The 26,070-nt window shown below is 68.3% G+C and carries 22 protein-coding genes; 15 read left to right on the top strand and 7 right to left on the bottom strand.

What is annotated here, in order from left to right; all coding sequences use genetic code 11:
• The first annotated feature begins 105 nt into the window (after positions 1–105).
• From DELCS14_RS17140 to DELCS14_RS17165, 6 genes are all read left to right on the top strand, one after another.
• Positions 106–1,122 carry an AraC family transcriptional regulator gene (locus DELCS14_RS17140; RefSeq protein WP_012205141.1) on the top strand — a complete coding sequence of 339 codons (1,017 nt, stop codon included), beginning with the start codon at positions 106–108 and terminating at the stop codon, positions 1,120–1,122.
• Between the two features lie 69 nt (positions 1,123–1,191).
• Positions 1,192–2,724, top strand: a complete 1,533-nt coding sequence (locus DELCS14_RS17145; protein ID WP_013802778.1) for a YdiU family protein — start codon at positions 1,192–1,194, stop codon at positions 2,722–2,724.
• Positions 2,721–3,134, top strand: coding sequence for a peptide-methionine (R)-S-oxide reductase MsrB (gene msrB / locus DELCS14_RS17150; protein WP_012205139.1), 414 nt, complete (start codon positions 2,721–2,723; stop codon positions 3,132–3,134). The genes DELCS14_RS17145 and msrB overlap by 4 nt, the downstream gene beginning before the upstream one ends.
• Positions 3,135–3,260: 126 nt before the next feature.
• A complete protein-coding gene (locus tag DELCS14_RS17155; protein WP_013802779.1) occupies positions 3,261–3,860 on the top strand; it encodes a septation protein A in 600 nt (199 codons plus the stop codon).
• On the top strand, positions 3,857–4,138 hold the full coding sequence (locus DELCS14_RS17160) for a BolA family protein (protein ID WP_013802780.1): 282 nt from the start codon (positions 3,857–3,859) through the stop codon (positions 4,136–4,138). Before DELCS14_RS17155 ends, DELCS14_RS17160 begins: the two co-directional genes overlap by 4 nt.
• A gap of 81 nt (positions 4,139–4,219) precedes the next feature.
• Positions 4,220–5,005 carry a peptidylprolyl isomerase gene (locus DELCS14_RS17165; protein WP_012205136.1) on the top strand — a complete coding sequence of 262 codons (786 nt, stop codon included), beginning with the start codon at positions 4,220–4,222 and terminating at the stop codon, positions 5,003–5,005.
• Positions 5,006–5,183: 178 nt separating this feature from the next.
• Here the strand turns inward: DELCS14_RS17165 and DELCS14_RS17170 are convergent, their stop codons facing one another.
• Entirely contained in the window at positions 5,184–7,385 is a 2,202-nt protein-coding gene (locus DELCS14_RS17170) for a TonB-dependent siderophore receptor (RefSeq protein WP_013802781.1), read from the bottom strand.
• A 115-nt stretch (positions 7,386–7,500) separates the two neighbouring features.
• A complete protein-coding gene (locus DELCS14_RS17175) occupies positions 7,501–8,265 on the bottom strand; it encodes an ankyrin repeat domain-containing protein (protein ID WP_012205134.1) in 765 nt (254 codons plus the stop codon).
• Positions 8,266–8,466: 201 nt separating this feature from the next.
• Here DELCS14_RS17175 and DELCS14_RS17180 point away from each other — a divergent pair, with 201 nt between their 5' ends.
• Positions 8,467–8,943, top strand: a complete 477-nt coding sequence (locus DELCS14_RS17180) for an SH3 domain-containing protein (RefSeq protein ID WP_013802782.1) — start codon at positions 8,467–8,469, stop codon at positions 8,941–8,943.
• Between the two features lie 34 nt (positions 8,944–8,977).
• On the opposite strand, the gene thiD is transcribed toward DELCS14_RS17180, so the two are convergent.
• Entirely contained in the window at positions 8,978–9,859 is an 882-nt protein-coding gene (gene thiD / locus DELCS14_RS17185) for a bifunctional hydroxymethylpyrimidine kinase/phosphomethylpyrimidine kinase (RefSeq protein WP_013802783.1), read from the bottom strand.
• Positions 9,860–10,213: 354 nt separating this feature from the next.
• On the opposite strand from thiD, the gene DELCS14_RS17190 reads away from it, so the two are divergent.
• From DELCS14_RS17190 to thiE, 4 genes are all read left to right on the top strand, one after another.
• On the top strand, positions 10,214–11,332 hold the full coding sequence (locus DELCS14_RS17190; RefSeq protein ID WP_083829125.1) for an FAD-dependent oxidoreductase: 1,119 nt from the start codon (positions 10,214–10,216) through the stop codon (positions 11,330–11,332).
• 119 nt (positions 11,333–11,451) lie between these two features.
• The gene (thiS, locus tag DELCS14_RS17195; RefSeq protein WP_012205130.1) at positions 11,452–11,649 is read left to right on the top strand and encodes a sulfur carrier protein ThiS; all 198 of its coding nucleotides are present in this window, start codon (positions 11,452–11,454) and stop codon (positions 11,647–11,649) included.
• Positions 11,650–11,681: 32 nt separating this feature from the next.
• The gene (locus tag DELCS14_RS17200; RefSeq protein ID WP_013802786.1) at positions 11,682–12,491 is read left to right on the top strand and encodes a thiazole synthase; all 810 of its coding nucleotides are present in this window, start codon (positions 11,682–11,684) and stop codon (positions 12,489–12,491) included.
• Positions 12,492–12,502: 11 nt separating this feature from the next.
• On the top strand, positions 12,503–13,426 hold the full coding sequence (thiE, locus tag DELCS14_RS17205; RefSeq protein ID WP_013802787.1) for a thiamine phosphate synthase: 924 nt from the start codon (positions 12,503–12,505) through the stop codon (positions 13,424–13,426).
• A gap of 58 nt (positions 13,427–13,484) precedes the next feature.
• On the opposite strand, the gene DELCS14_RS17210 is transcribed toward thiE, so the two are convergent.
• Positions 13,485–16,184, bottom strand: coding sequence for a hypothetical protein (locus DELCS14_RS17210; protein ID WP_228676780.1), 2,700 nt, complete (start codon positions 16,182–16,184; stop codon positions 13,485–13,487).
• Positions 16,185–16,242: 58 nt separating this feature from the next.
• Here DELCS14_RS17210 and DELCS14_RS17215 point away from each other — a divergent pair, with 58 nt between their 5' ends.
• The 4 genes from DELCS14_RS17215 to DELCS14_RS17230 all read left to right on the top strand — a co-directional run bounded on the left by DELCS14_RS17215 (position 16,243) and on the right by DELCS14_RS17230 (position 21,262).
• Entirely contained in the window at positions 16,243–17,781 is a 1,539-nt protein-coding gene (locus DELCS14_RS17215; protein ID WP_013802789.1) for a 3-hydroxyacyl-CoA dehydrogenase, read from the top strand.
• A gap of 170 nt (positions 17,782–17,951) precedes the next feature.
• A complete protein-coding gene (locus DELCS14_RS17220; protein ID WP_012205125.1) occupies positions 17,952–18,671 on the top strand; it encodes a Crp/Fnr family transcriptional regulator in 720 nt (239 codons plus the stop codon).
• A 151-nt stretch (positions 18,672–18,822) separates the two neighbouring features.
• The gene (locus DELCS14_RS17225; protein WP_013802790.1) at positions 18,823–19,908 is read left to right on the top strand and encodes a phosphotransferase; all 1,086 of its coding nucleotides are present in this window, start codon (positions 18,823–18,825) and stop codon (positions 19,906–19,908) included.
• A 79-nt stretch (positions 19,909–19,987) separates the two neighbouring features.
• On the top strand, positions 19,988–21,262 hold the full coding sequence (locus DELCS14_RS17230) for an acyl-CoA dehydrogenase family protein (RefSeq protein ID WP_013802791.1): 1,275 nt from the start codon (positions 19,988–19,990) through the stop codon (positions 21,260–21,262).
• Positions 21,263–21,331: 69 nt separating this feature from the next.
• On the opposite strand, the gene DELCS14_RS17235 is transcribed toward DELCS14_RS17230, so the two are convergent.
• The 3 genes from DELCS14_RS17235 to DELCS14_RS17245 are packed head-to-tail and all read right to left on the bottom strand — an operon-like array spanning position 21,332 to position 26,026.
• Positions 21,332–22,789 (bottom strand): efflux transporter outer membrane subunit, encoded by a 1,458-nt coding sequence (locus DELCS14_RS17235; RefSeq protein WP_013802792.1) that lies wholly within the window; start codon positions 22,787–22,789, stop codon positions 21,332–21,334.
• A 1-nt stretch (position 22,790) separates the two neighbouring features.
• Positions 22,791–24,785 carry an ABC transporter permease gene (locus DELCS14_RS17240; RefSeq protein WP_013802793.1) on the bottom strand — a complete coding sequence of 665 codons (1,995 nt, stop codon included), beginning with the start codon at positions 24,783–24,785 and terminating at the stop codon, positions 22,791–22,793.
• Positions 24,785–26,026 carry an efflux RND transporter periplasmic adaptor subunit gene (locus DELCS14_RS17245; RefSeq protein ID WP_013802794.1) on the bottom strand — a complete coding sequence of 414 codons (1,242 nt, stop codon included), beginning with the start codon at positions 26,024–26,026 and terminating at the stop codon, positions 24,785–24,787. The genes DELCS14_RS17240 and DELCS14_RS17245 overlap by 1 nt, the downstream gene beginning before the upstream one ends.
• Positions 26,027–26,070 lie beyond the last annotated feature (44 nt).

The raw sequence follows: 26,070 nt of genomic DNA on the forward strand, positions 1-26,070 counted from the left end.
CAAAAATTCTAGGAACAGCGCGGCAAAACGCCGCTATCGCAACCACGCCAAAACAGTGACTTCAGAACGCAAACAGCGCCCCGAATGGCCCAGGAAAACCCGGTCATGACAACGCAGCGCAGCAGCTCCGCCGCCTGGGTGCGCGGCATCCTGGACATGATGGCCACCGAAGGGCTGGCCCCGCAAAGCCTGTGCGCCGCAGCCGATATCGACCTTGCCGCACTGCAGCATTCGCAGGCCCGTACCGATGTGGACCGCGTGAGCCGGCTCTGGGAGCTGGCCGTGGCCCAGTCCGCCAATCCCACGCTGGGGCTGGACCGGCAACTGGCCGCGCGCCACGGCAACATCGATCTGGTCGGCTACTCGCTGGCTTCGGGCCCGCACCTGCTGGCCGGCTTCCGCGACCTGGAACGCCACATGGCCGTGATCTCGGACGCAACGTCCTTCACGCTGGAGCGCGATGCGCGCGGCTACTGGTTGTCCATACATCACATCGGCGCCACACGGCCCGTGCCGCGCCAGCGCGTGGAGTTCGCCGTGCTCACGCTGCTGGTGCTGTGCAACTGGCTGACGCGGCGCGATGTCCGGCCGCTGGCCGTGGAATTCATGGCCGAGGCGCCCGCCCCCTCGCACGAGGCCGCCTACCGCGCGGCCTTCGGCCTGCTGCCGCGCTTCGGCGAGGACGCGAACCGCTTCCTGCTGTCCGAAGCCGACCTGCTCGCCCCCATTCCCACGCACAACCCCGAACTGCTGGCACTGCACGAAAAGCTGGTCGAAACCGAACTCGACCACCTGGGCCAGGCCGGCGTGGGCGCGCGCGTGCGCCACGAGATCGCGCGCCTGCTGCCCCAGGGCGAGCCACGCCGCGAAGACGTGGCCAGCCTGCTGGGCCTGACCGACCGCACCTTGCAGCGCCGCCTGCAGGCCGAAGACACCAGCTACCAGCAACTGCTGGACGAAACCCGGCGCGAGCTGGCCCTGCAGTACCTGGGCGAGCCGCGCCGCAGCCTGGCCGAGGTGGCCGACCTGCTGGGCTTTGTGGACCAGAGCAACCTCTTTCGCGCCTGCCGCCGCTGGTTCGGCATGCCACCTGGCCAGTACCGGCAGCAACTGCGTGCGTGAATGCAGGGGGTGAATGCGCGCATGAACCTTGCGCCCCACGGGGCATAGGCGCTGGGGGACAATTCCCGCATGAACCTGCATGCTGCCGCCGAAGGCCAGGCTCCGGCGACCTCCCCACGCCCTCCCATCTCCTGGCAAGACGGCTTCGCCGCCCTGGGCCCGGACTTCTTCACCCATCTGCGCCCCACGCCGCTGCCCGAGCCGCACTGGATTGCCACCAGCACCGGCACCGCCGAGCTGCTGGGCCTGGACCCACAGTGGCTGGCCTCCGATGAGGCCCTGCAGGCGCTCACCGGCAATGCCGTGCTGCCCGGCAGCCATCCGCTGGCCAGCGTCTACAGCGGCCACCAGTTCGGCGTCTGGGCCGGCCAGCTTGGCGACGGCCGTGCCATCTTGCTGGGCGAAACGGCCTCGGGCCACGAGATTCAGCTCAAGGGCGCGGGCCGCACGCCCTACTCGCGCATGGGCGACGGACGCGCCGTGCTGCGCTCGTCCATCCGCGAGTTCCTGTGCAGCGAGGCCATGCACGCCCTGGGCATTCCCACCACGCGCGCGCTGAGCCTCACCGGATCGCCCGCCCCCATTCGCCGCGAAGAGATCGAGACCGCCGCCGTGGTGGCACGCGTGGCGCCCAGCTTCATACGCTTCGGCCACTTCGAGCACTTTGCGGCGCGCGACCAGATAGCGCCTTTGCGCCAACTGGCCGACTACGTGATCGACCGCTACTACCCCGAATGCCGCACGGCCGAGGCACTGGCCGGCAACGCCTACGCCAACTTCCTGCAGGCCGTGAGCGAGCGCACGGCGCGGCTGCTGGCGCACTGGCAGGCCGTGGGCTTTTGCCATGGCGTGATGAACACCGACAACATGAGCATCCTGGGCCTGACCATCGACTACGGGCCCTTCCAGTTCCTCGATGCCTTCAACCCCGGCCATATCTGCAACCACAGTGACACCCAGGGCCGCTACGCCTTCAACCGCCAGCCCCAGGTGGCCTACTGGAACCTGTACTGCCTGGGCCAGGCCCTGCTGCCGCTGATCGGCGAAGAGGAACTGACCATTGCGGCGCTGGAGTCATACAAGCAGGTGTTTCCGCAGGCCTATGGCGCCCTCATGCTGCGCAAGCTGGGTCTGCCCGAAGATGCGCCAGGCACGCCGCCCGCCGAGGGGCGCTTTGCCGCCCTGGTGAACCCGCTGCTGCAGCTCATGGCCGACAACGCGGTGGACTACACCATCTTCTTCAGCCGCCTGACCGATGCGGTGGCTGCCGGTGCCGGCACGGACCTCGACCTTGAGCCCGTGCGCGACCTGGTGCTGGACCGCGAGGCCTTCGACCGCTGGGCGGCCCTGTACGCACCGCACCTGGCAGGCACGGATGCCGCGGCGGCCGCCGCTTTGATGCAAGAATCGAATCCGCGCTTCGTGCTGCGCAACCACCTGGGCGAGATGACCATCCGCGCCGCAAAGGCCGGTGACTTCGCTCCCGTGCGCCAATTGCTGGCCGTGCTGCAGACTCCGTTCGACCCCCACGCCGAGCATGCCGAATGGGCAGGCTTCCCGCCCGACTGGGCTTCCTCCATCGAGATCAGCTGTTCATCATGAGCTTTCCCATCCACAAGACCGAACAGGAATGGCAGGCCGAGCTGCAGGCCAAGGGCGCCGAACCTGCCGCCTTCCAGGTGACACGCCATGCAGCCACCGAGCGCCCGTTCACCGGCCGCTATGAGCAGTTCTGGGCCGATGGCAGCTACCACTGCATCTGCTGCGGCAGCAAGCTGTTCGACTCCGACACCAAGTTCGACGCCGGCTGCGGCTGGCCCAGCTTCGACCGCGCCATCCCCGGCGCCATCACCGAAATCGTGGACCGCAGCCACGGCATGGTGCGCACCGAAACCGTCTGCAGCCAGTGCGGCGCACACCTGGGGCATGTGTTCCCCGACGGCCCCTCCGACACAGGGCTGCGCTACTGCATGAATTCCGCATCGCTGGAATTCGAGCCGCCCAAGGCCTAGGCTCCAGGCACGCAAAAACCCCAGGCCACGCGGCCCTGCACCGATGCCGGGCCGCGCCGGCTGCGCCACAATGCGCCTGCCAAGCTCAGGCCCCATGCCTGACTCCAAGCCCATCGAAACCTTCCAATGAAGTTACTGATCGACTTTTTCCCCATCATCCTGTTCTTCGTCGCCTTCAAGGTCTGGGGCATCTACACGGCAACGGCCGTGGCCATCGTCGCCACCATTGCCCAGATCGCCTATCTGCGTGTGCGCCACGGCAAGGTCGAGCCCATGCAATGGGTCAGCCTGGGCGTGATCGTGCTGTTCGGCGGCGCCACCTTGCTGGCCCACAACGACACCTTCATAAAGTGGAAGCCCACCGTGCTGTACTGGCTCATGGGCAGCGCCCTGTTGATAGGCCAGCTGGTGTTCCGCAAGAACCTGCTGCGCTCGGTCATGGGTGCACAGCTGCAACTGCCCGACAACGCATGGCGCACCCTGAACTGGAGCTGGGCGGCGTTCTTCGCGGTCATGGGCGCGCTCAACCTGGTCATCGCCTACCGCTTCGATACCGACACCTGGGTCAACTTCAAGCTGTTCGGCGGCATGGGGCTGATGCTGGTCTTCGTGATCGGCCAGGCCATCTACATGAGCCGCTTCATGCAGGAAGACAAGGGCGAGGCAGCAGCCGCCACGCCCGACGCCCTGCCCCCGCCTGGCGTGCAGCAGGACAAGCAGCCATGAGCGCGCCCGCCCATCCGCTGCCCATCACCGCCGAAGCCATGCAGGCCGTGCTGCGCGAGCGTCTCGCCCCCGATCACCTGGAAGTGATCGACGAGAGCCACCAGCACGCCGGCCATGTGGGCGCCAACGGCACCGGCTTCGGCACGCATTTCCGCGTGCGCATTGCGTCACCTTTGTTTCAAGGCAAGCCACGCGTGGCACGCCATCGCCTTGTGTATGATGCGCTGCAAGAATTCATTGACCAGGGCGCACACGCCATCGCCATCGAGGTTCTTTGAACTTTTACAGGCTCCGACGATTCGGAGCCTGTTGCGTATCCGCGCTATAGAATCAATTTTTCCTTCATATCTGGAATTCGCATGAAAAAACAGCTTCTGACCAGCCTGGTGACTGCCGCCGTGCTGAGCACCGCGGCCCTGTCCGCCTCGGCCCAGAACATCGCCGTCGTCAACGGCAAGGCTGTGCCCAAGGCACGCGCCGAAGCGCTCAAGCAACAGATCGAGCAAAGCGGCCGCCCCGTGACGCCCGAGCTGGAAGGGCAGATCAAGGAAGAAGTCATCGCCCGCGAGATCTTCATGCAGGAAGCCAACAAGCGCAGCCTGGCCAACAGCGAAGCCTACAAGCAGCAGATGGAACTGGCCCGCCAGACCATCCTGATCCGCGCGCTGTTCGAGGACTTCCAGAAGAAGAACCCCGTGACCGACGCCGAAGCCAAGGCCGAGTACGACAAGGCCGTCGCTGCCAACAGCGGCAAGGAATACAAGGCCAGCCACATCCTGGTCGAGTCGGAAGACCGCGCCAAGGCCATCATTGCCGAGATCAAGGCCGGCAAGAAGTTTGAAGACATCGCCAAGAAGGAGTCCAAGGACCCCGGATCCGGCGCCCGTGGCGGTGACCTCGACTGGGCCAACCCCGGCAACTACGTGCCCGAGTTCTCCGAAGCCCTGATCAAGCTCGAAAAGGGTGGCATGACCCAGGAGCCGGTCAAGACCCAGTTCGGCTACCACATCATCCGCCTGGACGACGCACGTCAGGCCGAACTGCCCAAGTTCGAGGAAGTCAAGCCCCAGATCGTGCAGCAGCTGCAACAGCAAAAGCTGGCGCAATTCCAGGAATCGCTGCGCGAAAAGGCCAAGATCCAGTAAGATGCGTACGAGTCGGCGGTTTTTGCCGCCGGCCTGACCATCACCAGCCCGCCTTGTGCGGGCTCTTTTTTTGTCCGACGACCCTGTCAAAAACAAAAGCTGCCCTCTGGGGGCAGCTTGCACGCATTGTTACCTGCGGCCGACACGCTGAGCGTCAGGCCCCGGGCAATCCGGCACTTCAGAACTGATAGGTTGCCGTTACCCTGGCCGTGCGGCCTTCGCCGTATTCAACGGCCGAGGAGCGCGACTGCTCGCCCAGGCGCTGGCGCACGCCGGCCACATAGGCCTTGTTGCCGATGTTTTCGAGATTGAGCCTGAGCTTCCATTGCCGGTTGAGTTCATAGCCGACCATGGCGCTGTGCACCCAATAGGCAGAGAGTTTCCCATCGCCTGCCGAGGTGACATTGCGCGTGCCCACGAAGCGCACCCCATAGCCCACCGTCCAGCCTTGGGGCAATGCATAGGTGGTCCACAGGTTCAGCGAATGGCGCGGCGTATTGCCCAGCGCCTGGCCCACACGCGCAGGCTCGTTCAATGACTTGAGGGTCTTGCTGGCCATGAAGGTGTAGTTGGCGAAGACATCCCATTGCGGCGTCACCTTGCCTGCGGCACCGAGCTCCAGCCCGCGCACGCGCTGCTCTCCGGCCAGCAGATAGCTGCCATCGGCCATCTGCTCTCGGGCATTGGTCTTGTCCACCTGGAACAGGGCGCCGGTCAGCGCCAGCTGGCGGTCCAGCACATCCCACTTGGTTCCCAGTTCCAGGCTGGTGTTCTTCTCGGGTGCCAGCGAGGCCGTGGCCGCATCCAGGCCCGAGCCCGTGGAGACCAGGAATTCGGCGGAAGGGTTGAAGGCCGTGCCATAAGCCAGGTAGATGCGGCCGTTGTCTGCGGGCTTGAAGCTCAGGGCCGTGCGGCCGCTGAGCCGGCCGTCGGAGCTGTCCACCGAGGTGCGCACGCCAGCGGCCGTTGCGGCGTTGGAGCGCCCGTCGATCCAGTCATAGCGCAGGCCCAGGTTCAGATCCCAGCGCGGACCCAGCGCAATGGAGTCGGTGGCATACAGCGCGCGGGTGTCCAGGCTGGTTTCGTTCCTTCCGCTGTTTTGCAGATCCGTCGTGCCCGTCCAGTATCCGGGCGGACGGGCCAGCGGATAGCCGCCGGCCGGGAACTGCCGGTTGATGTTGTAGGAAGAGGTGGTGCGGTCATAGGTCTCGCGTGCGATCTCGAAGCCCGTGATCAGCGTATGCCCCAGCACGCCTGTGTCGAAGCGCTGGGTCAGGTTGGTCTGGTTGATCCACAGGGTGGTGGCCGCATCGCGGCCATAGGCCTGGGGCCCTGCGGGCCGGTAGTAGCCAGGCTGCATGCCCCGGAGATCGACATGCGAGGCAGAGATCACGGTATCGCGGCTCAGCCGCGAGTAGCGCGAGAGGTTCTGCAGCTTGGCGCCCGAGGCGAAGTCATGCTCGATCTTCGCGGTCAGGGCATCCTGGCTGATCTTTTCCCGGTCAAGGTTGCGCCAGCCGAAATAGGCATTGCGCGAGACGCCATCGAGCATCTTGCCGCGAAAGGCCGGCACGCCAAAGTCGGGAAGATTGTCATCGTTCTGGTGGAAGAAGCTGAGAGTCACGCGCGTGGGCGAATTCAATCCCAGAGCCAGCGAGGGCGCCACACCCCAGCGCCGCTTGAAGATGGTGTCGCGCCCGGCCACGTCGCTGTCATGGCCCATGAGGTTCAGGCGCATGGCGGCCTTGCCGCCAGCCAGCACCCGGTTGGTGTCGAGCGTGAGGCGCCGGTAGCTGGCCGTGCCCAGGCCTGCGTCGGCCTCGGTGAAGTCATGGGCCTTGGGCTGCTTGCTGATCATGTTGATGCTGCCGCCCGAGGTGCCTGCCCCGCCAAAGACCGAGTTCGGGCCCTTGATGACTTCGACAGACCCCGTGTTGAAGAGGTCGCTGCGGTTGTTCTGCCCACTGTCGCGCAGCCCGTCGATCTGCAGGTTGGCGTTGGCGCTGAAGCCGCGGATGTTGATGCTGTCGCCCGAGCCCGCACCGCCCTCGCCCGCATTGAAGGTGATGCCCGACACATTGGACAGCGCCTGCTGCAGGCTCAGGGCGTTCTGTTCCTGGAGCACCTGCCCCGGTACCACCGTAATGGTCTGGGGCACGTCCAGCAGCGGCTTGGCGTACTTGACCGAGTCGGATGCCTCGGTGCGCGAGCCGGTGGTGCGCGGTCCCGAAACGGTGACCGGCGCCAGCTGGACCTGGCGATCGTCAGGGGGCACATCCTGCGCGTATGCGGGTGTGACCAGCGCCGCAGCGAAGACCGAATAAAGGCATGACTGGGGGCCGGAGACGAAAGGTCGGGAACGGCAATCTGAAGTGCGCATGGCAAGGGCCTTTGTTGAAAATGGAAATCATTTGCAACAAGACCTTTCCCAAGCAATCAGATCCGTCTGATTCTGGTGTTCAGACCTCGATCTCAGGCGTTTTCGCTTGCGTCGATCAGCGCGCTCCCGCCTCCTGCAGCAGCCGCTCCACCTCATGCTGGCTGCGCTGGCGGGCGTGGGCCAGGGCCGTGACGCCGTCCTTGTCGGGCAGGCTGAGGTCCGCCTTCGCCGTGATCAGCTGGCGCACGATGTCCTGGTAGCGCGGGCCACCATCGCCCAGCAAAACGGCTTCGAGCAGGCAGGTCCAGCCCAGCCGGTTCACATGGTCGGCCCGCACACCGGCAGCCAGCAAGGCCTGCACGGTATCGACGTGGCCGCGCTCGCAGGCGGGGATCAGCGCCGTGCCGCCGTAGCGGTTGACGCTTTGCAGGTCGGCACCATACGACAGTGTCATGCGCAGGATTTCCAGCCGGCCCAGGGCACCGGCCAGCAGATAGGCACTGTCCTGCAGGTCGTTCTTGAGATTGGGATTGGCCCCGTGGACCAGCAAGGAGCGCGCGACCTCGACATGGTTGCCGCGCACGGCCAGCAGCAGCGGAGTGTTGCCCTGCGGATCACGCACATCCACCGGCGCGCCGCGCTTGAGCCAGTCGCGCACCTGCAGCGCTTCGCCCGCCTGGGCGGCCGCCAGCAGCGCGGGGCCGAATTCGGGGCGGTTCACCACACCCTCCTGCGCCTTGGCCGCGTCGCGGCCCTCGGCGGCTGCGGCAACGGCCTGGGCCTCCTGCGCCTGGACATCCGCCAGTCCCGCCGCAAGGCAGGCCGTCAGAATCGCCGCGTGCCGGCCCTGCGCGCCGGATCGGGAAACAGCATGGTGCATACAAGCCCTCCTGGAAAACACTGTGGTGCGGCAAGCGTACGGCAAGCCCGGGCGATTGCAGGCGAACCCGGGGGGCCGCCCGTCAGTTTCATTCAGGAACTATAGCGGCATCGCCTGATCCCACGCGCTTTCCCTGGGCTCGGCCCGCGCTGGAAAGTCTCCGCGCGCCAGCCGACCTCGAACGAAAGGAGACCCGTTCCCGTGCCTTGCAATCAACGCCGTGCCGCCCGCTGGCTGGCCGCAGCCGCCACCACCCTCGCCGTCCTCACCACCACCCTGGCCCCGGCCGTCGCCCATGCGCGCGAGTTCGTCAGCGTCAAGGGTTCCAGCGTCAATGTGCGGCAGCAGCCCACCACGCGCTCGGCCACGCTGTGGGAACTGGGCAAGGGCTATCCGCTGCAGGTGGTGCAGCGCAAGGGCCAGTGGCTGCGCGTCAGGGACAACGAGAGCACGCTGGGCTGGGTCCACGCGCCGCTGACCGGCAAGACCCCGCACATGGTGGTGACCGGGCGCACCGCCAACCTGCGCGCCGGCCCGGGCCAGAACCATCGCGTGGTGGGCAAGCTGGCTGAAATGGAAGTGGTGCGCACGCTCAGGAAACAGGGCTCCTGGGCCCAGGTCCAGCGCGACAACGGCCAAAAGGGCTGGGTGGCGCGCAGCCTGACCTGGGGCTGGTGACCTGGGCTGATTACCTGGACGTCTGGCTGGACGTTCAGCCGTTGACCACGACCTGCGCGCGCGGCGCATAGCCGTGGTTCAGCGGGCCATGGCCGGCGCCCGTGAACACATCGGCACCGGCCGCAATCGCGCCCAGGATGTAATCGCGCGCCTGGGCCACGGCCGCCTCCAGCGGCAGGCCCAGCGCCAGGTGCGAGGCAATCGCCGAAGACAGCGTGCAGCCCGTGCCGTGCCCGTTGTGCGTGGCAATGCGCTGCGACTGCAGGCGCAGCCGCTGGCCGTTGCCATGGCCCAGCAGGTCCACCACCAGATCGCCCGACAAGTGCCCGCCCTTGAGCAAGGCGGCCGGCGCGCCCAGCGCCAGGAGTTCCTGCACGGCGCCGTCCAGTGCGTCTATGCCCTCAATGGAGTGGCCCAGCAGCAGCGCCGCCTCGTCCAGATTGGGCGTGACCACGGCGGCCAGGGGGAACAGTTCGCGCACCAGCACGGAGGCGGTTTCCGGGGCGATCAGCCGGTCGCCGCTGGTGGCCACCATCACGGGGTCCAGCACCACGTTGCGCAGCTGGTGGCGGCGGATGGCATCGGCCACCACCTGCACCACCTCGGGCGTGGCCAGCATGCCGATCTTGACGGCGTCGGCGCCGATGTCCTCGACCACCGCATCGATTTGGCCGCGCAGTATGTCCACGGGAATGCCGTGGATGCCGCTGACGCCCAGCGTGTTCTGCACGGTGATGGCCGTGATGGCCGTCATGCCGTAGCAGCCCAGGGCGCTGCAGGTCTTGAGGTCGGCCTGTATGCCGGCGCCGCCGCCGCTGTCGGAGCCCGCGATGATGAGCACGCGGGCATAGCGCTTGCGCGCGGCGGGAGCCGGTTCGGGGGATGCGGCGGTCGAAGGGGAGTGGTCGGCAGTCATGGGCGAAAATTATCACCCATGCGCATGGTCAATACCGGCAGCTGCGGGATGTGCTGTAATGCCTGCTGACGGACGAAACAGGGGTGTCCCGTCGGTGAAACAGGGCCTGGCCCGCCTCACCGATGCGTGACTGAGAAACACCCTGGGGCCCCGGGGCGACCAGCCCCCTGCCGCACAAGCCTGCACCACAGGCACCTTGCCGCGCAGCGCCCCTGCACCCGATCCAGGTCATGCTGGCGTGGGGAGTTTCAATCAATCGGGGTGGTACGCCGCGTTTTGTCCAGCACATGCCCTGTGCGCGGACAGCCGGCCGGCAGTCCCACGGGCATGGGCGCACTTGACCACCAGATGCACATGTCCGTTCTACAAGCTTCTTCCCGCATCGCCATTCTGGGCGGCGGCCTCATGGGCCGGCTGCTGGCATTGGCGCTGGCCCGTCGCGGCCACGGCATTGCCGTATACGACGCCCACGGCCCCGAAGGCGATGGCGCCGCGGCCCGCGTGGCAGCCGCCATGCTCGCGCCCCTGGCCGAATCGGCCATCACCGAGCCCGGCGTGGTGCGCATGGGCCAGCACGGCCTGACGCGCTGGCCCGAACTGCTGGCCCAGCTCGATGCGCCCGTGTTCTTCCAGCAAAACGGCACCCTCATCCTCTGGCACCGGCAGGACGCGGGCGATGCCCAGCGCTTCTTCGGCCTGCTGGAGAAAAACCGCCGCATCAACCCCAGCCTTCCCGCGCTGCAGCCGCTGGCCGACCAGGCCCTGCACGACTGCGAGCCTGCGCTTGAACGGCGCTTTGCCCAGGCCATGTACCTGCAGGGCGAGGGCCAATTGGACAACCGCCAGCTGCTGGCCGCACTCCACGCCACGCTGGCCCGCCTGGGCGTGGAGCAGCACTGGAACCAGCCGCGCGAGCTGGCCGACTTCCAACCCGGCGCGCCGGGCCAGCCCGACTGGGTGCTGGACTGCCGGGGCCTGGGCGCACGCGGCCAGTGGCCTGCGCTGCGCGGCGTGCGCGGCGAGGTGGTGCGCATCCATGCGCCCGAGGTCACGCTGCAGCGGCCCACGCGCCTGATCCATCCGCGCTACCCGATCTACATTGCGCCCAAGGAAGACCACCTCTTCGTCATCGGCGCCACCGAGATCGAGTCCGACGACATGTCGCCGGCCAGCGTGCGCTCCACGCTGGAGCTGCTGAGCGCCGCCTACACCGTGCATCCGGGTTTTGCCGAGGGCCGCATCGTCGAGATAGCCACCCAGTGCCGCCCCACCCTGCCCGACAATCTGCCGGCCGTGCGCTGGAGCGCGCCGCGCGTGATGGAGGTCAACGGCCTGTACCGCCATGGCTTCATGATCGCGCCGGCCATGCTGGACGTGGTGCTGGAGCTGCTCGACAGCGGCGATTCCGAACTGGCCCGCCGCTTCGATGTTGCCGTCGAGCATGCGCCATCGCAGCACAAGGCAGCCGCCTGAACGGCACGCACGGCACTTTCACGCACAACAGACCGGACATGCACGCAGGGTCGCCAGCCCCGGCCCTGCCTAAGATCGAACAAGCCCCCGTACCCGCCTTTCGTTTCCCCCCAGCCGCCATGAACATCACCATCAACCAGCAAGCGACCGAACTGAGCGACGGAGCCACCGTGGCCGACGCGCTGGCCCAGCTTGCGCCGCGCCCGCCCTTTGCCGTGGCCATCAACACCGTCTTCGTGCCCAAGGCCCGCTATGCCGAGCAGGCGCTGAACGACGGCGACCGCCTCGAAGTGATCTCGCCGGTGACCGGCGGCTGATGCCTCATCCGACTCTCCCATTGCCTCACGCCATGACGACTTCCGCCCCTTCCTCCGACGACAGCCTGGTCCTGTACGGCCAGCGCTTTGACAGCCGCCTGCTGCTGGGCACCTCCCGCTATCCCTCGCCCGCCGTGCTGGAAGCTGCCGTGCAGCGCGCCCGCCCGGCCATGGTCACGGCCTCGCTGCGCCGCCAGGGCAGCAATGCCGCCGAGACCGGCGCCAGCTTCTGGGAACTGCTCAGAAAGCTCAACGTGCCCGTGCTGCCCAACACCGCCGGCTGCATGACCGTGCAGGAAGCCGTGACCACGGCCCAGATGGCACGCGAAGTCTTCGAGACCCCCTGGATCAAGCTGGAGCTGATCGGCGACGACTACACCCTGCAGCCCGACACGCTGAACCTGGTCGAGGCCGCCTCCATCCTCATCAAGGACGGCTTCCAGGTCCTGCCCTACACCACCGAGGACCTGGTGCTGTGCCAGCGCCTGGTGGATGTGGGCTGCCAGGCCGTCATGCCCTGGGCGGCGCCCATCGGCACGGGCCGCGGCCCCGTCAACCCCTATGCCATGCAGACACTGCGCGAACGCCTGAAGGTGCCGCTGATCGTGGATGCGGGCCTGGGTCGGCCCTCGCATGCCTGCCAGGTCATGGAGTGGGGCTATGACGCCGTGCTGCTGAACACGGCCGTGGCCCTGTCCGAAGACCCGGTGGCCATGGCCGGCGCCTTCGCCGACGCCGTGAACGCCGGCCACGCCGCCCACCGCGCCGGCGCCATGGCCGAGCAATCGGCCGCCCAGCCCAGCACGCCCGTGCTGGGCACGCCGTTCTGGCACCACGGCTGAGGAGACCGGCCATGAGCAACGACTCCATCCAATCCTGGGCAGATGCCATCGTGCGCCTGCACGGCGCCACCTTCGCCCCTGAAGGCTCCGCCCTGCCCTCGCAGCCCGTGCCGCAGGCACAGCGCCAGGAGCCGGCCTATCTTGCGGCACTGCAGGCCTGCAGCGCCCTGGGCTTCATCGCCATCGACGCCGAGACGCTGGCCTGTGCCTGGCAGGCGCAGACGCTGCGCAGGGGCCGCTTCGAGGCCACGCTATGGCCCGACGATCCGCGCGACTTCGGTCTGGAGGGCGCCGATCCCGCACTGGCCTTCCCGGAGTGCCCAAGGTCCCTGGGGCTGTACGGCGTGCTGCCCGACGCGCAATGGGTGGGCCGCATGGCCCGCGCCGGTGTGCCCACCGTGCAATTGCGCTTCAAGTCCGAGGACCGCGACGCCATCGCCCGCGAAGTGCGCGCCGCCGTGGCCGCCGTGGAAGGCACGGGCGCCCTGCTCTTCATCAACGACCACTGGCGCGAGGCCATCGATGCCGGCGCCTATGGCGTGCATGTGGGCCAGGAAGACCTGGATGCGCTGGCCGGCGCCGACCTGCAGGCCATCCACGCCTCGGGCCTGCGCCTGGGCGTGAGCACGCATGGCTATGCCGAAATGGTGCGCGCCCATGCGGTGCAGCCCAGCTACATCGCGCTGGGCGCCGTCTTCCCCACCACGCTCAAGAAAATGGCCACGGCTCCGCAGGGCCTGGCGCGCCTGGGCGCCTATGTGCGGCTGATGCAGCGCTATCCGCTGGTGGCCATAGGCGGCATCTCGGCCGACCAGTTCCCGGCCGTGCGCGCCACGGGCGTGGGCTCGGTGGCCGTGGTGCGGGCACTGGTCAATGCCGAGGATCCAGAAGCGGCGGCGCAGCAGTTGCTCGCCAGCATGCACGCTGCCGACTGAGTTCTTGCTGGGCACCCCAACAAAAAAGGGAGCAGATGCTCCCTTTTTTTGCACTCCCTCAACCCTTGGGCGGATCCTTGTCGTCTGCCTGCGGCGACGGAGCCTGTGGTGAGCTACGAAAGGCCGGGTCGGTCTCGCGCGACAGCAGCATGTCCACAGAGCGGCTCAGCGGCTCGTCCAGGCCACGGTGCTCACGCACGGTGTCGGGCGGCTCCAGCTCCCACTTGTCCAGCGCCAGGTCCATGTCCAGCGGCGCCTTGAGATTGTGGCTGCTGAAGCCCACGGCACCCGAGCCGGGCATCGACAGCGTCACGGGCGGAAAACGCGAGGGCACATCGACATGCGGCAGCTCGTTCTCGCCCAGGTCCGTGAGGTCTATGTCCAGCAGCGGTGCCGACTCATCGTGGATGAAGGAAGGCGCCTCGCCCAGGGGCACGGCGCGCACCTGGCCTGCGGGCAGCTGGCCGGCCTGATCCAGATCGAAGTTCAGGGGCTGCAGCTCGAAGTGCAGCGGTGCGGACAACGAGTCCGGTGCGCTGCTCGCAGGCCTGTCGCCGCCACCGACAGCACCCGTGGACAGGGGCAGCGTGTCCATGGGGGTGAACTCCAGGCCCGGCTCCAGCGGCGTCACCGAGGCCGGCTGCGGCTGTGCAGGTTCTATCGGCGGCTGCAGCTCTGCCATCCAGTCCACGCCCGTGGCCGCGGATGCAGGAGCCTGCGCCGGCGTGGTTTCTGCAGCCGCTGTGAAGGCCGCCGCGCCGGCCGTGGCTGCGCCGGCTGCGGCCGTGCCCGCCACCATGCGCGGCGTGGTGCGCTCGCGCGGGCCGGGTTCGCCGCGGGTTCCGGCAGGTGAGGTGCGCGCAATGGACAGCAGCAGCAGCAGGTCGTCGAAGGCGGCCAGATCGAAGGGAGCCGGCGCATCGGGGTCGGGTGCACCGTCCTGCTTGAACAGGTAGTGCGCCAGGCAAGTTTCGACTTCGTCCACGGGCCACAGGGCCTCGATGCGTGCCAGTTGCTCGGGATAGCCCTGCAGCAGGCTGCTGCCCTTGTCGGTGAAGCCCGGCATGGCCGGCACACGGGCGTTGAAATGCCTGGCGAAGCGGGCGCGCAGCTGGTCGAAATCGTCGCGGCGGCTCAACGTGTAGTACAGGTGCAGCAGCTCCAGATAGGCCAGCGGCGAGGAATCCTCATGCGTGTCGATATGCGAGCGCAGCAGCTCGATGGCCTGCTGGTGCTCGCCCACCGAGATGAAGAATTCCGCCTGCTGCTGCACGTCGAACAGTTCGCCGGGCTGCACCATGCGCCTGGCCTTGATGGCCTCGGGCGCAGACGTGCGCACAGGTGCCGGGGCCTGCGGCGCAGGCTCGGTTTCCAGCTCGGCATGCACGGACACAGGCACGGGAATGGTGGCCGGGCCGAAGTCGCCAGGGTCCACATCCTCATGCAGCTCATAGGTCACGCCGGGGCGCATCTGGGCGCCGCGCTGCACATAGGGCGAAGCCAGGGTATCCGGTCCCCGGCGGTCGTCCTGCTGCGGTGCCGCAGGCCGGTGCTCACGCAGGCTGGGGGCCATGGGCCGCGTGGGCCTATGGGGATCCAGGGAATGCGGCAGGGTGTGGATCTCGTCATCGCGCACATGCGGCGGGGTCGACGGCACGGGGTCCTGCGACGAACGCTCCACCGATTCCCGCCAGGCGTTCTGCTCGCGCGAGAACAGCGAAGCGCCCGAGCGCATGCGCCAGGCCATCCAGCCGATCACGGCCACGGCGGCAATCAGGGCCAGCAGCAGCGCATTGAACAGCCAGGACGAGCCGCCGGACTCCTGGCGCATTGCGTCCAGCTCGGCCCGCAGCTGGGCCAGTTGCCCACGGTCCACGCCGTCGCGCTTCTTGAAGGCCGCCATCTCGGCCTCCAGCGCCTGCACGCGCTTGTTGGCCTCGGCCAGTTGCTCGCTGCCGGCATCGAACATGGGAGCCGCAGATGCGGCGCCGCCTTCGGGTGTTCCAGGTGTTCCGGCTGTTCCAGCGGCGCCCGGCGTGCCGCCCGTTCCCAGCCACTCCTCCACCGGCTCCATGCGCAGGCGCGGTTCGATGCGCAGGCCCGCCTGCAGCTGTCCGGCCTGGGCCTGGGCAGTCACACCCACGGGAGGCTTGGACTTTTCGGTCGCGGCCTTGGGTTTCGGCCTGGGTTTTGGTTTGGGCTGGGGCTGCGCCTCCTTGGGAGCGGGCGCCGTGGCAGGCCGGGCATCCGACCGGGCACTGCGGGCAGCGGCCGCGCGGGAGGGTGTCGAAGAAGATTCAGAAGCGGTGCCAGCCACACCGGCTGCACCAGCGCCAGCGCCGGCTGCTGCCAGTTCACGCACATTGATGGGCTGGTTGCCCGTGGCGTCCACCGAATCTGGCAGCTGCGCCAGCAGCGTATAGCTGCGGCTGATGCCGCCACCTTCGCAGCCCGCCCACAGCTTGAGCGTCACGATGGGCTCGTCCACCGTATAGCGGGCCTGCACCCGCACGGCATTGCCCGACGAGGCCGGGCTGACACTGACGCGCGAGGATTCGATGGGCCTGTCACCGGCCAGCAGCTCGGCGCGCACACAGGAGCTGCCGGCGTCATTTCCGCTATCGGGCTGCAAGCCCACCACCAGGTCGAACGGAGCGCCCAGCACCACGTTGCCCCGAGGACTGCCCAACGACAATGCGGACGCGTTCCAGGCCATGGAGGACAGGGCGACGCCGAGAATGGTGCTACAAATTCTCACATCAGCCTTTCTTTGAACGCTTGCATTTTTGCATAGACACCTGTAGGACACCTCCTCTATGTATATGATCCAAAACAACATTTCTCCTATCAGAAACGTCGGATTGATAGGCGCAGGCATCATGGGGCAAGGCATTGCCCAGTTGGCCGCCCAGGCAGGCGCCAGGGTGCTGTTGCAGGATGCCCGTCCCGGCGCTGCCGCACAAGCGCAACAACAGCTGCTTGCGCTGTGGGACACGCTGCAGAAGAAACAAAAAATAACAAGTGAGCAGGCCGCAGATTGCAAGGCCCGGCTGACGGTGGTGGACGGTCTCGATGCCTTCAGGAACTGCGACCTGGTGATAGAGGCCATCGTCGAGCGCATGGATGCCAAGCAGGCGCTGCTGCGCGAGCTGGAGGCCATCGTTGCGCCCGGGACCCTCATCGCCAGCAATACCTCGGCCCTGTCCATCACCACGCTGGCCACGGCGCTCAAGCACCCGCAGCGCTTTGCCGGCTTTCACTTCTTCAACCCGGCCCCGCTGATGAAGGTGGTGGAGATCGTGCGCGGCCTGGCCACGGACGAGGCCACCTGCGCCACGCTGGCACAGTTCGCGCGCAGCTTCGGCCACACGCCCGTGCGTGCGCAGGACACGCCGGGCTTCCTGGTCAACCACCTGGGCCGCGGCTATGTGACCGAGGCGCTGCGCATCGTGCAGGAAGGCATTGCCGACTTCGCCACCATCGACGGCATCCTGCGCGAGCAGGTGGGATTCAAGCTCGGCCCGTTCGAGCTGATGGATCTCACCGGCCTGGATGTCACCCATGCCGTGATGGAGCACATCTACCACCAGTACTACCAGGAGCCGCGCTACCGCCCCAGCCCCATTGCCGCGCAGCGCGTGGCGGCCGGCCTGCTGGGCCGCAAGACCGGCCAGGGCTTTTACCGCTATGCCGAAGGCCGCGCCGAGCAGCCTGCCGAGCCTGCCGTGCCGCAGGTGCAGACGCTGCCACCGGTCTGGGTGTCCGCACGCGCGGCCCGGCGCAACGAGATCTACCAGTTGCTCAAGAGCCTGGGCGCGCGCATTGAAACCGCGCAGGCACCGACCGAGCAGGCCTTGATCCTGGTGGCGCCGCTGGGCCTGGACGTGACCACGGTGGCTGCCGTGGAGCGGCTGGACTGCACGCGCACCATGGGCATCGACATGCTGATCGCCGACGCCGACACGCGCCGCCGCGTGCTGGCCACCACGCCGGCCACGCGCACCGACATGCGCGATGCCGCCCATGCGCTCTTTGCCAGCGACGGCAAGGCCGTCAGCGTGATCCGAGACAGCGGCGGCTTCGTCACGCAGCGCGTGGTGGGCTCCATCGTCAACATCGCCAGCGACATCTGCCAGCAGGGCATCGGCAGCCCGGCCGACCTGGAAAAGGCCGTGACCCTGGGCCTGGGCTATCCCATGGGCCCGCTGGCCATGGGCGACCGCTGGGGCCCCACCAACATGCTGGAGGTCCTGTTCAACCTGCAGACCGTCTACGGCGACCCGCGCTACCGCCCCAGCCCCTGGCTGCGCCGCCGTGGCGCGCTGGGGCTGAGCCTCACGCACGAGGAGCCATAAGCCCTGCAAAGCCGGCGACCCGACGCACGACGGGTCGCCTTTTTTTCGCCGCCCTGCCCCGTTTTCGGCAGGCCCAGACACCGAAGTGACAGGCCCGCCGGCGGCATGCTGCGCCGCGGCGGTCCCACACGCGACAATGTGACCGTCATCAGTCACGCAAAAGACAGGCCATGGACGACCCGATTCTTACCATCGAAGAACGTGAAGCGATCAATTCCGGTCGCTGGTTTTCATCACTTTCTCCATCGCTTCGGCACGACATTCTTCGATGCGCTTACGTCAAACGGTTCAAAGATGGCACGCTCATCTGCGCACGCGGAGAACCGCCCGAGGAATGGATCGCCTGCGCCCGGGGTGCGGTGCGCGTGAGCTCGACCTCGATCACGGGCAAGCAGATCACGCTGGACTACGTGGAGCCGGGCATCTGGTTCGGCGACGTGGCCATCCTGGACGGGGACAAGCGCACGCACGATGCCTATGCGCATGGCGAGACCACGCTGCTGTGCGTGTCCAAGACCGACTTCAAGAAAATCCTGTCCATGCATGTGGAGTTCTCGGAAGCCATGCTGCGCCTGCATGCACGGCGCATCCGCCAGCTCTACGGCCTGGTCGAGGACCTCAACACCCTGCCGCTGCGCGCGCGCCTGGCCAAGCAGCTGCTGCACCTGGTGCGCAGCTACGGCGTGACCAGCCTGTCGGATGGCAGCGAGATCCGCATCGGCCTGCACCTGGCGCAGGAGGAACTGGCGCAGTTGCTGGGCGCCTCGCGCCAGCGCGTGAACCAGGAACTCAAGGCCATGGAGCGCGAGAACGCCATCCGCATCGAGCCGGGTGGCCTGGTGGTCTGCGACCGCGACACGCTGCTGCGCATCGCCGCGCCCGACGCCTGAACCTGCGCGGCCCCCACCGCGCCGCGTACACACAACCCTTTCCTTCACCGACCGGACGTTCGCGCCGGCCGGTGCCTTGCCGCGCCCGTGCCGCGCGGCCGCACCCCTTTCTAGAACCGGTTTCCGAACCGATCACAGGACTGACTGCCCCATGAGCACTTTCGACCATTTCGTAGGCACGCGCCCCGTCTCCGACCAGCACGCATTCGACGTGCCCGCGCTCACCGCCTGGATGCAGGGCCATGTGCAGGGCTTTGCCGGCCCGCTGCAGGTGGAGATGTTCAAGGGCGGCCAGTCCAACCCCACCTACAAGCTGATCACGCCCGGCCGCAGCTACGTGATGCGTTCCAAGCCCGGCCCCGTGGCCAAGCTGCTGCCCTCGGCCCATGCCATCGAGCGCGAGTTCCGCGTGATGAAGGGCCTGGCCGGCACCGACGTGCCCGTGCCCCACATGTATGCGCTGTGCGAGGACGAGTCCATCATCGGCCGCGCCTTCTACATCATGGAGTGCATGGAAGGCCGCGTGCTCTGGGACCAGTCCCTGCCCGGCATGGAGCCGGCCCAGCGCGCCGCCATCTACGACGAGATGAACCGCGTGATCTCGGCCCTGCACACCGTGGACTTCGCGGCCCAGGGCCTGGCCGACTACGGCAAGAGCGGCAACTACTTCGAGCGCCAGATCGGCCGCTGGAGCAAGCAGTACGTGGCCTCGGTCACCCAGCCCATCCCCGAGATGGACCAGCTCATGCAGTGGCTGCCCGCCCACATGCCGGCCAGCGCGCTGGATGCCTCGCGCGTGTCCATCGTGCACGGCGACTTCCGCCTGGACAACCTGATGTTCCACCCCACCGAGCCGCGCGTCATCGCCGTGCTGGACTGGGAGCTGTCCACCCTGGGCCACCCGCTGGCCGACTTCAGCTACCACTGCATGAGCTGGCACATCCCCGCCACGCTGGGCCGGGGCATCGCAGGCAAGGACCTGGCGGCCCTGGGCATTCCCGGCGAAGAGGAATACATCCGCCGCTACTGCGAGCGCACGGGCCTCAAGGACGTGGACACGCTGCGCGCCGACTGGAACTTCTACATGGCCTACAACATGTTCCGCATCGCGGCCATCCTGCAGGGCATTGCCAAGCGCGTGGAAGCCGGCACGGCCTCCAGCGCCCAGGCCAAGGCCTCGGGCGACACCGCCCGGCCCATGGCCGAGCTGGCCTGGTCCTTCGCCCAGCGCAGCTGAGCCATCCAGACCAGCCCCCAACACTCACTGATCACCCCGTTTCCACCACAAGCGACAAGCCAAGAGAAGGAGCGCATCCATGGACTTTGAATATTCGCCCAAGACCAAGGACCTGCAGGAACGCCTGCTGAAGTTCATGGACGAGCACATCTATCCCGGCGAAAAGGACTATGCCGCCGAGATGGAAGCCAACACCGCCGCAGGCAAGCGCTGGACGCCGCTGCAGACCATCGAAAAGCTCAAGGTCAAGGCCCGGGAGCAAGGCCTGTGGAACCTGTTCCTGCCCGTGGACAGCGCCGAGGCCGCAGGCTACAAGGGCGGCGGCCTGACCAACCAGGAATACGCGCCACTGGCCGAGATCATGGGCCGCGTGCCATGGTCCAGCGAGGTGTTCAACTGCTCAGCGCCCGACACCGGCAACATGGAGACCATTGCGCGCTACGGCAGCACCGAACTCAAGGAGCGCTGGCTCAAGCCGCTGCTGGAGGGCAAGATCCGCTCGGCCTTCGCCATGACCGAGCCCGAGGTGGCCTCCTCCGACGCCACCAACATCTGCACCCGCATCGAGCGCCAGGGCGACGAGTACGTGATCAACGGCCACAAGTGGTGGATCTCGGGTGCCGGCGATCCGCGCTGCCAGGTCTTCATCACCATGGGCAAGACCGACCCCGATGCGCCCAAGCACTCGCAGCAAAGCATGATCATCGTGCCCGGCGACGCGCCCGGCATCCGCATCGTGCGTCCGCTCAACGTCATGGGCTATGACGACGCGCCGCACGGCCACATGGAGATGTACTTCGAGAACGTGCGCGTGCCCGCTGGCAACATCCTGCTGGGCGAGGGCCGTGGCTTCGAGATCGCCCAGGGCCGCCTTGGCCCCGGCCGCATCCACCACTGCATGCGCCTGATCGGCCTGGCCGAGCGCGCGCTGGAGCTGATGTGCAAGCGCGCCAGCTCGCGCATCGCCTTCGGCAAGAGCGTGGCCCAGCAGACCGTGACGCAGGAACGCATCGCCGAGGCACGCTGCCGCATCGACATGGCGCGCCTGCTCACGCTCAAGGCCGCCTGGCTGATGGACATTGCCGGCAACAAGGTGGCGCGCAGCGAGATCGCCATGATCAAGGTCGTGGCCCCCAGCATGGCCTGCCAGGTCATCGACTGGGCCATGCAGGTGCACGGCGGCGGCGGCATGAGCGACGACTTCCCGCTGGCCAGCGCCTACGCCCACGCGCGCACGCTGCGCTTTGCCGACGGCCCGGACGAAGTGCACCGCAACGCCATCGCCAAGTGGGAGCTGGGCAAGTACGGCGCCTACGGCAAGGATGCCGGCGTGCCCATCACGCGCGGCAGCTGAGCAGGCTTCAAGCCTGAGGCCTGAGGCCGCACACCCGACAGGATCGGGGGCGGCCCTGCCCCTCCCCTCTCAGCCAGGTGGCAATGCCCCCTGGCTTTTTTGTGCCTGCCTTTCCGGCATTTCAGCGCCCATGGCAGGCGCCTCCCATCCCCCGCCCAGCGCGCGGTACAGCGCCACGCGCGCCTGCAGCTGCAGCAGGCGCTGCAGCACGGCATCGTCCTGGGCCGCGTACAGCGTGGTCTGGGCCTGCAGCAGGGACAGCAGGCTTTCCGCCCCGGCCTTGTAGCGCAGCTCGGCCAGCGACACGGCCTGGCGGGCCTGGGCCAGCACCTCGGCCTGGGCCTCGGCCTGGGCCTTGAGGCCGTGGACGGCGTTGAGCGCCAGGTCCACATCGCCATAGGCCGCGACGATGGCCTTGTGGTAGCCGGCCAGCAGTTCCTCGCGCCGGGCCTGGGCGCCATCGCGTTCGGCCGCCAGACGGCCGCCGTCGAAGATGGGGCCGGCCAGTCCGGCCAGCAGCGAATAGACCGGCTCGCGCAGCCAGTCGCTGGCGCGGCCCGCGCTGGTGCCTGCACTGCCCGTGAGGGTCAGCCGGGGCCACAGTGCAGCACGCGCAGCCTGCAGGTTGGCGCTGGCGGCCGTCAGTTGCGCCTCAGCACTGGCAATGTCGGGCCGGCGCTGCAGCAGCTGCGTGGGCAGGCCTGCGCCGATCTCGGGCAGCTGCAGGGCCTGCAGCGAGTCCGTGGCCAGCGCGGGGCGGCGGGCCTGGCCCAGCAGCACGGCCAGCGTGGCATCGGCATCCTCGCCCTGGCGGCGCAGCGTGGCCAGGGCCTGGCGCTGGCTGGCCACCAGGCCGCGCTGCTGTGCCAACTCCAGCTGGGTGGCGGCGCCTGCGCGCGCGCGGGACTCCACCAGGCCCAGCAGCCGCTCGGCATTGGCCACGTTGCGCGCCGCAATGGCCTGGCGTTCGCGCAGCGCCACGGCCTGCAGCCAGCCATGGGCCACCTGGGCGGTGACCGTGAGGCGCACCGTGTCCTGGTCGAACCGGCTGGCCTGCCAGGCCGCCGCCGCCGCATCGCGCGTGGCGCGGTTGCGGCCCCAGAAGTCCACCTCATACGAGGCCGTCAGCGCGGCGCCATAGACGCTGGCCTGCCCGCCCGCCACCTGTGCATGGTTCATGCGCTGGGCGCGCAGCTCGCCATTGAGCGACGGCAGCAGCGCCGCGCCTGCCTGGCGCGTGGCCGCCTCGGCCTGGCGCACGCGGGCCATGGCGGCAGCCATGTCCAGGCTCTGGTCCTGGGCGGCCTGCACCATGCCGCCCAGCTCCGCGCTGCCAAAGGCCTGCCACCACTGCGGTGAAACAGAGGCAGGGAGGACTTCGCCCTGCTGCTTCCAGGAAGCGGCCAGCGCAGGCGCCTCCCGGTCCGGCATCGTCTGCTGCGCGGCGCAGCCGCCCAGCGCAGCCAGGGCCAGGGCGATGCAGCCCAGGCGCGCATTTCCCAGCGTCTTGTCGTTCATGTCTTTCATCTCACTCTCCCGCCAGCGCGCGCACCGGGTCCAGCCGCGCCGCCGTCTTGGCCGGCATGTAGCCGAACACCAGGCCCGTCACCACGGCGCAGGCAAAGGCGCCCAGCATGGCGCGCACCGAAAACACCACGGGCACGCCCGCCACGATGAGCACCACGCCCACGGCCAGCCCGGCCAGCAGGCCCACCGTGCCGCCCACGAAGGTGACCAGGCTGGCCTCGGTCAGGAACTGGCGCAGGATGTCGCGCTGGCGCGCGCCCGTGGCCATGCGGATGCCGATCTCGCGCGTGCGCTCGCGCACCGTCATCAGCATCACGTTCATCACGCCGATGCCGCCCACCACCAGGGAGACGGCGGCAATCAGGCCCAGCATCACCGCCATGCTCTGGCGCGTGGCCGCCTCGGCCTGGATGCGCGCGGCCGCATTGCCGATGCCGAAGTCCTCACGCCCGCCGTGGCGGGCCAGCAGCAGCTTGCGCATGGCCTCCTCCGCCTCGTGCACCACATCGGAGGACATGGCCTCGATCACCACATAGTCGGGCTGGGTCTGCGACTGGTAGACGCGCGCCCGGCCCGAGCGGTAGGGAATGAAGACCATGTCGTCATAGTTCTGCGCGCCCGAGTCCGCGCCGCGCTCGCTCATCACGCCGATGACCTCGAAGGCCGACGTGCCGATGATCAGCTGGCGGCCCAGCGGGTTGGGCGTGTCGGGGAAGAAGTGCTGGTGCGCCTTGTGGCCCAGGACCACCAGGGGCGCCAGGTCGCGGTCCTCGGCCTCGGTGTAGTAGCGGCCCTGGGCCAGCTTCCAGTGGTGCACCAGAGGCATCTCCTCGCTGGCCGCGAACACGTAGATCTGCTTGTCGGCCTTGCCGTAGCGCACGGTGATGGGGTCGCCGATGACGGGCATCACGCGCCGTATCTCGGGCAATTCGCGCACGGCGGCCAGGTCTTCCTCGGTCATCTGCCCGGCCGGCCCGCCCGTGGCCGGCGGCTTGCTGCCCATGTAGAGGATGGCCGTGCCCATGGTCCCCATCTGCTCGACCACCTTGCGCCGCGCGCCTTCGCCAATGGCCAGCATCACGATGACCGAGGCCACGCCGATGACGATGCCCAGCAAGGTCAGGCTGGTGCGCACGCGGTTCATGCGCATGCCGCGCCAGGCGCTGCGTGCGGCCTCGAAGAGTTCGGCCAGCCAGGGCGCGCCGGCGCTGCCGCGCTGCGGCGTGAGCGGCAGGGCAGCGGCGCCCGCCTTCACCCCATTTGCGGCATCGTCGCGCTGGCTGTCGCTGGTGATGCGGCCGTCGCTGATCTCGATCACGCGGCGCGCCTGGGCGGCCACAGTGCGGTCGTGGGTGATGAGGATGATGGTGTGGCCCGCGTCGGCCAGCTCGCGCAGCAGGGCCATGACCTCGGCGCCGCTGTGCGAGTCCAGCGCGCCCGTGGGTTCGTCGGCCAGGATGATCTGGCCGCCGTTCATCAGCGCGCGCGCAATCGACACGCGCTGCTGCTGCCCGCCCGACAACTGGTTGGGCCGGTTGCCCAGGCGCGAGCCCAGGCCCAGGCGCTCGAGCAGCGCACGGGCGCGCCGCACGCGCTCTTCCTTGGGCAGGCCCGCGTAGATGGCAGGCATTTCCACGTTCTCGCTGGCGCTTTCGCTGGCTATCAGGTGGTAGCCCTGGAAGACGAAGCCGAAGGCCTCGCGCCGCAGCCAGGCCAGCGCGTCCGAGTCCAGCGTGGCCACGTCCTGGCCCTGGAAGTGGTAGCTGCCCTCGCTGGGCCGGTCCAGGCAGCCCAGGATGTTCATCAGCGTGGACTTGCCCGAGCCCGAGCTGCCCACCACGGCCACGAACTCGCCCGCGCGTATCTCCAGGTCGATGCCGTGCAGCACGGTGACGGCGGGCTGGCCGCTGTCGCCGCCGCCGTAGTGCTTGGTGATGCCGCGCAGCTCTATCAGCGGTGCGGTCAGCGGCGCGCCGGCCTGCATGCCCTGCGCCATCACCATTGCAGCCACCGCGGGCCACGGTCCAGAGGCGTCTCGCCGACGATGACGCGCTCGCCTTCCTGCAGGCCCTCCAGCACCTCGGCCTGGTGGCGGCTGCGCACGCCCAGGCGCACGGTGCGCTGCTCGGGCTGGCCCTTGGCGTCCAGCACGCGCACGGTCTGCGTGCTGCCGGCCTTCTCGGCCTTCCCGGCGTTCTCTGCCTTTTCCGCCTTGTCAGTCGTTCCCGCCTTGTCGGCCACGGCCATCAGCGGCACGGTCAGCGCCTGCGCGGCCTGCCCGGTGACGAAGACCACCTGGGCCGTCATCTGGGGCATCAGCTCGGCGTCCTCGTTGTCCACATCGAACAGCACGGTATAGGCCACGGCCTTGGTGGCGGGCGCAGGCGCCTGGCCCGCATTGCCGCCGGCCGGCGCCTGGCTGGCCGAGGGCGAAGGCAGCACCTGGCGCACCTTGCTGGACCAGCGCCGGGGCCTGGCCTGGTCGGCGCCGCCCAGCGTGGTGAAGTACACCGGCATATCGTCGCGCACACGGCGCACGTCGGCCTCGGACACTTCGGTCCACACCGTCATGGCCGACAGGTCGGCAATGCGCAGGATGTTGGGCGTCTGGTAGGTGGCGTTCAGCGTCTGGCCCTCGCGCGCCTCCACCGACACCACGGTGCCGGCCATGGGCGCGTAGATGCGCGTATAGCCCAGGCGCGCCTCGTCGGCCTTGAGCGTGGCCTGGGTCTGGTCGATCTGGGCCTTCAGGTGCTCCATGCGGGCACCGGCGGCGGCCAGGTTGGCTTCTGCTGTCTGCAGGTCTTCCTCGCGCGTGGCCCCGTCGCGGGCCAGCTGGCGCTGGCGCGTGAGCTGCTGCTCGGCCAGCTTGCGCAGCGCCTGCTGCTCGGCCAGCTGTGCGCGCAGGCCCGCCAGCGAGGCGCGCCCCGCATCCACCGTGGCGCGCTGCACGCTGGGGTCGATCTCCACCAGCAGCGCGCCCTTCTCCACCTGGGCGCCGGGCTCCACGCGCAGCCGGGTGACCTGGCCCGACACCTGGGCGCCCACGTCCACATAGCGGCGCGGCTGCAGCGTGCCGATGGCCGTGACGGTGGACTCGATATCGGTGCGCGCCACGGTCTCGGTCTGGTAGGCCACGGCAGGCCGGCTGGACCACCAGGCGGCCGCGCCCCCGGCCGCCGCCAACAGGACCACCGCCACGGCGACGGCTTTCCAGCGTTGCTGCGTGCGCGTCATGCTTGCCTCCCGACCACACACACCCCGAACTGGAACGAAAGCAG

Source organism: Delftia sp. Cs1-4, assembly GCF_000214395.1.
In the GTDB taxonomy this organism is placed as follows: domain Bacteria; phylum Pseudomonadota; class Gammaproteobacteria; order Burkholderiales; family Burkholderiaceae_C; genus Comamonas; species Comamonas acidovorans.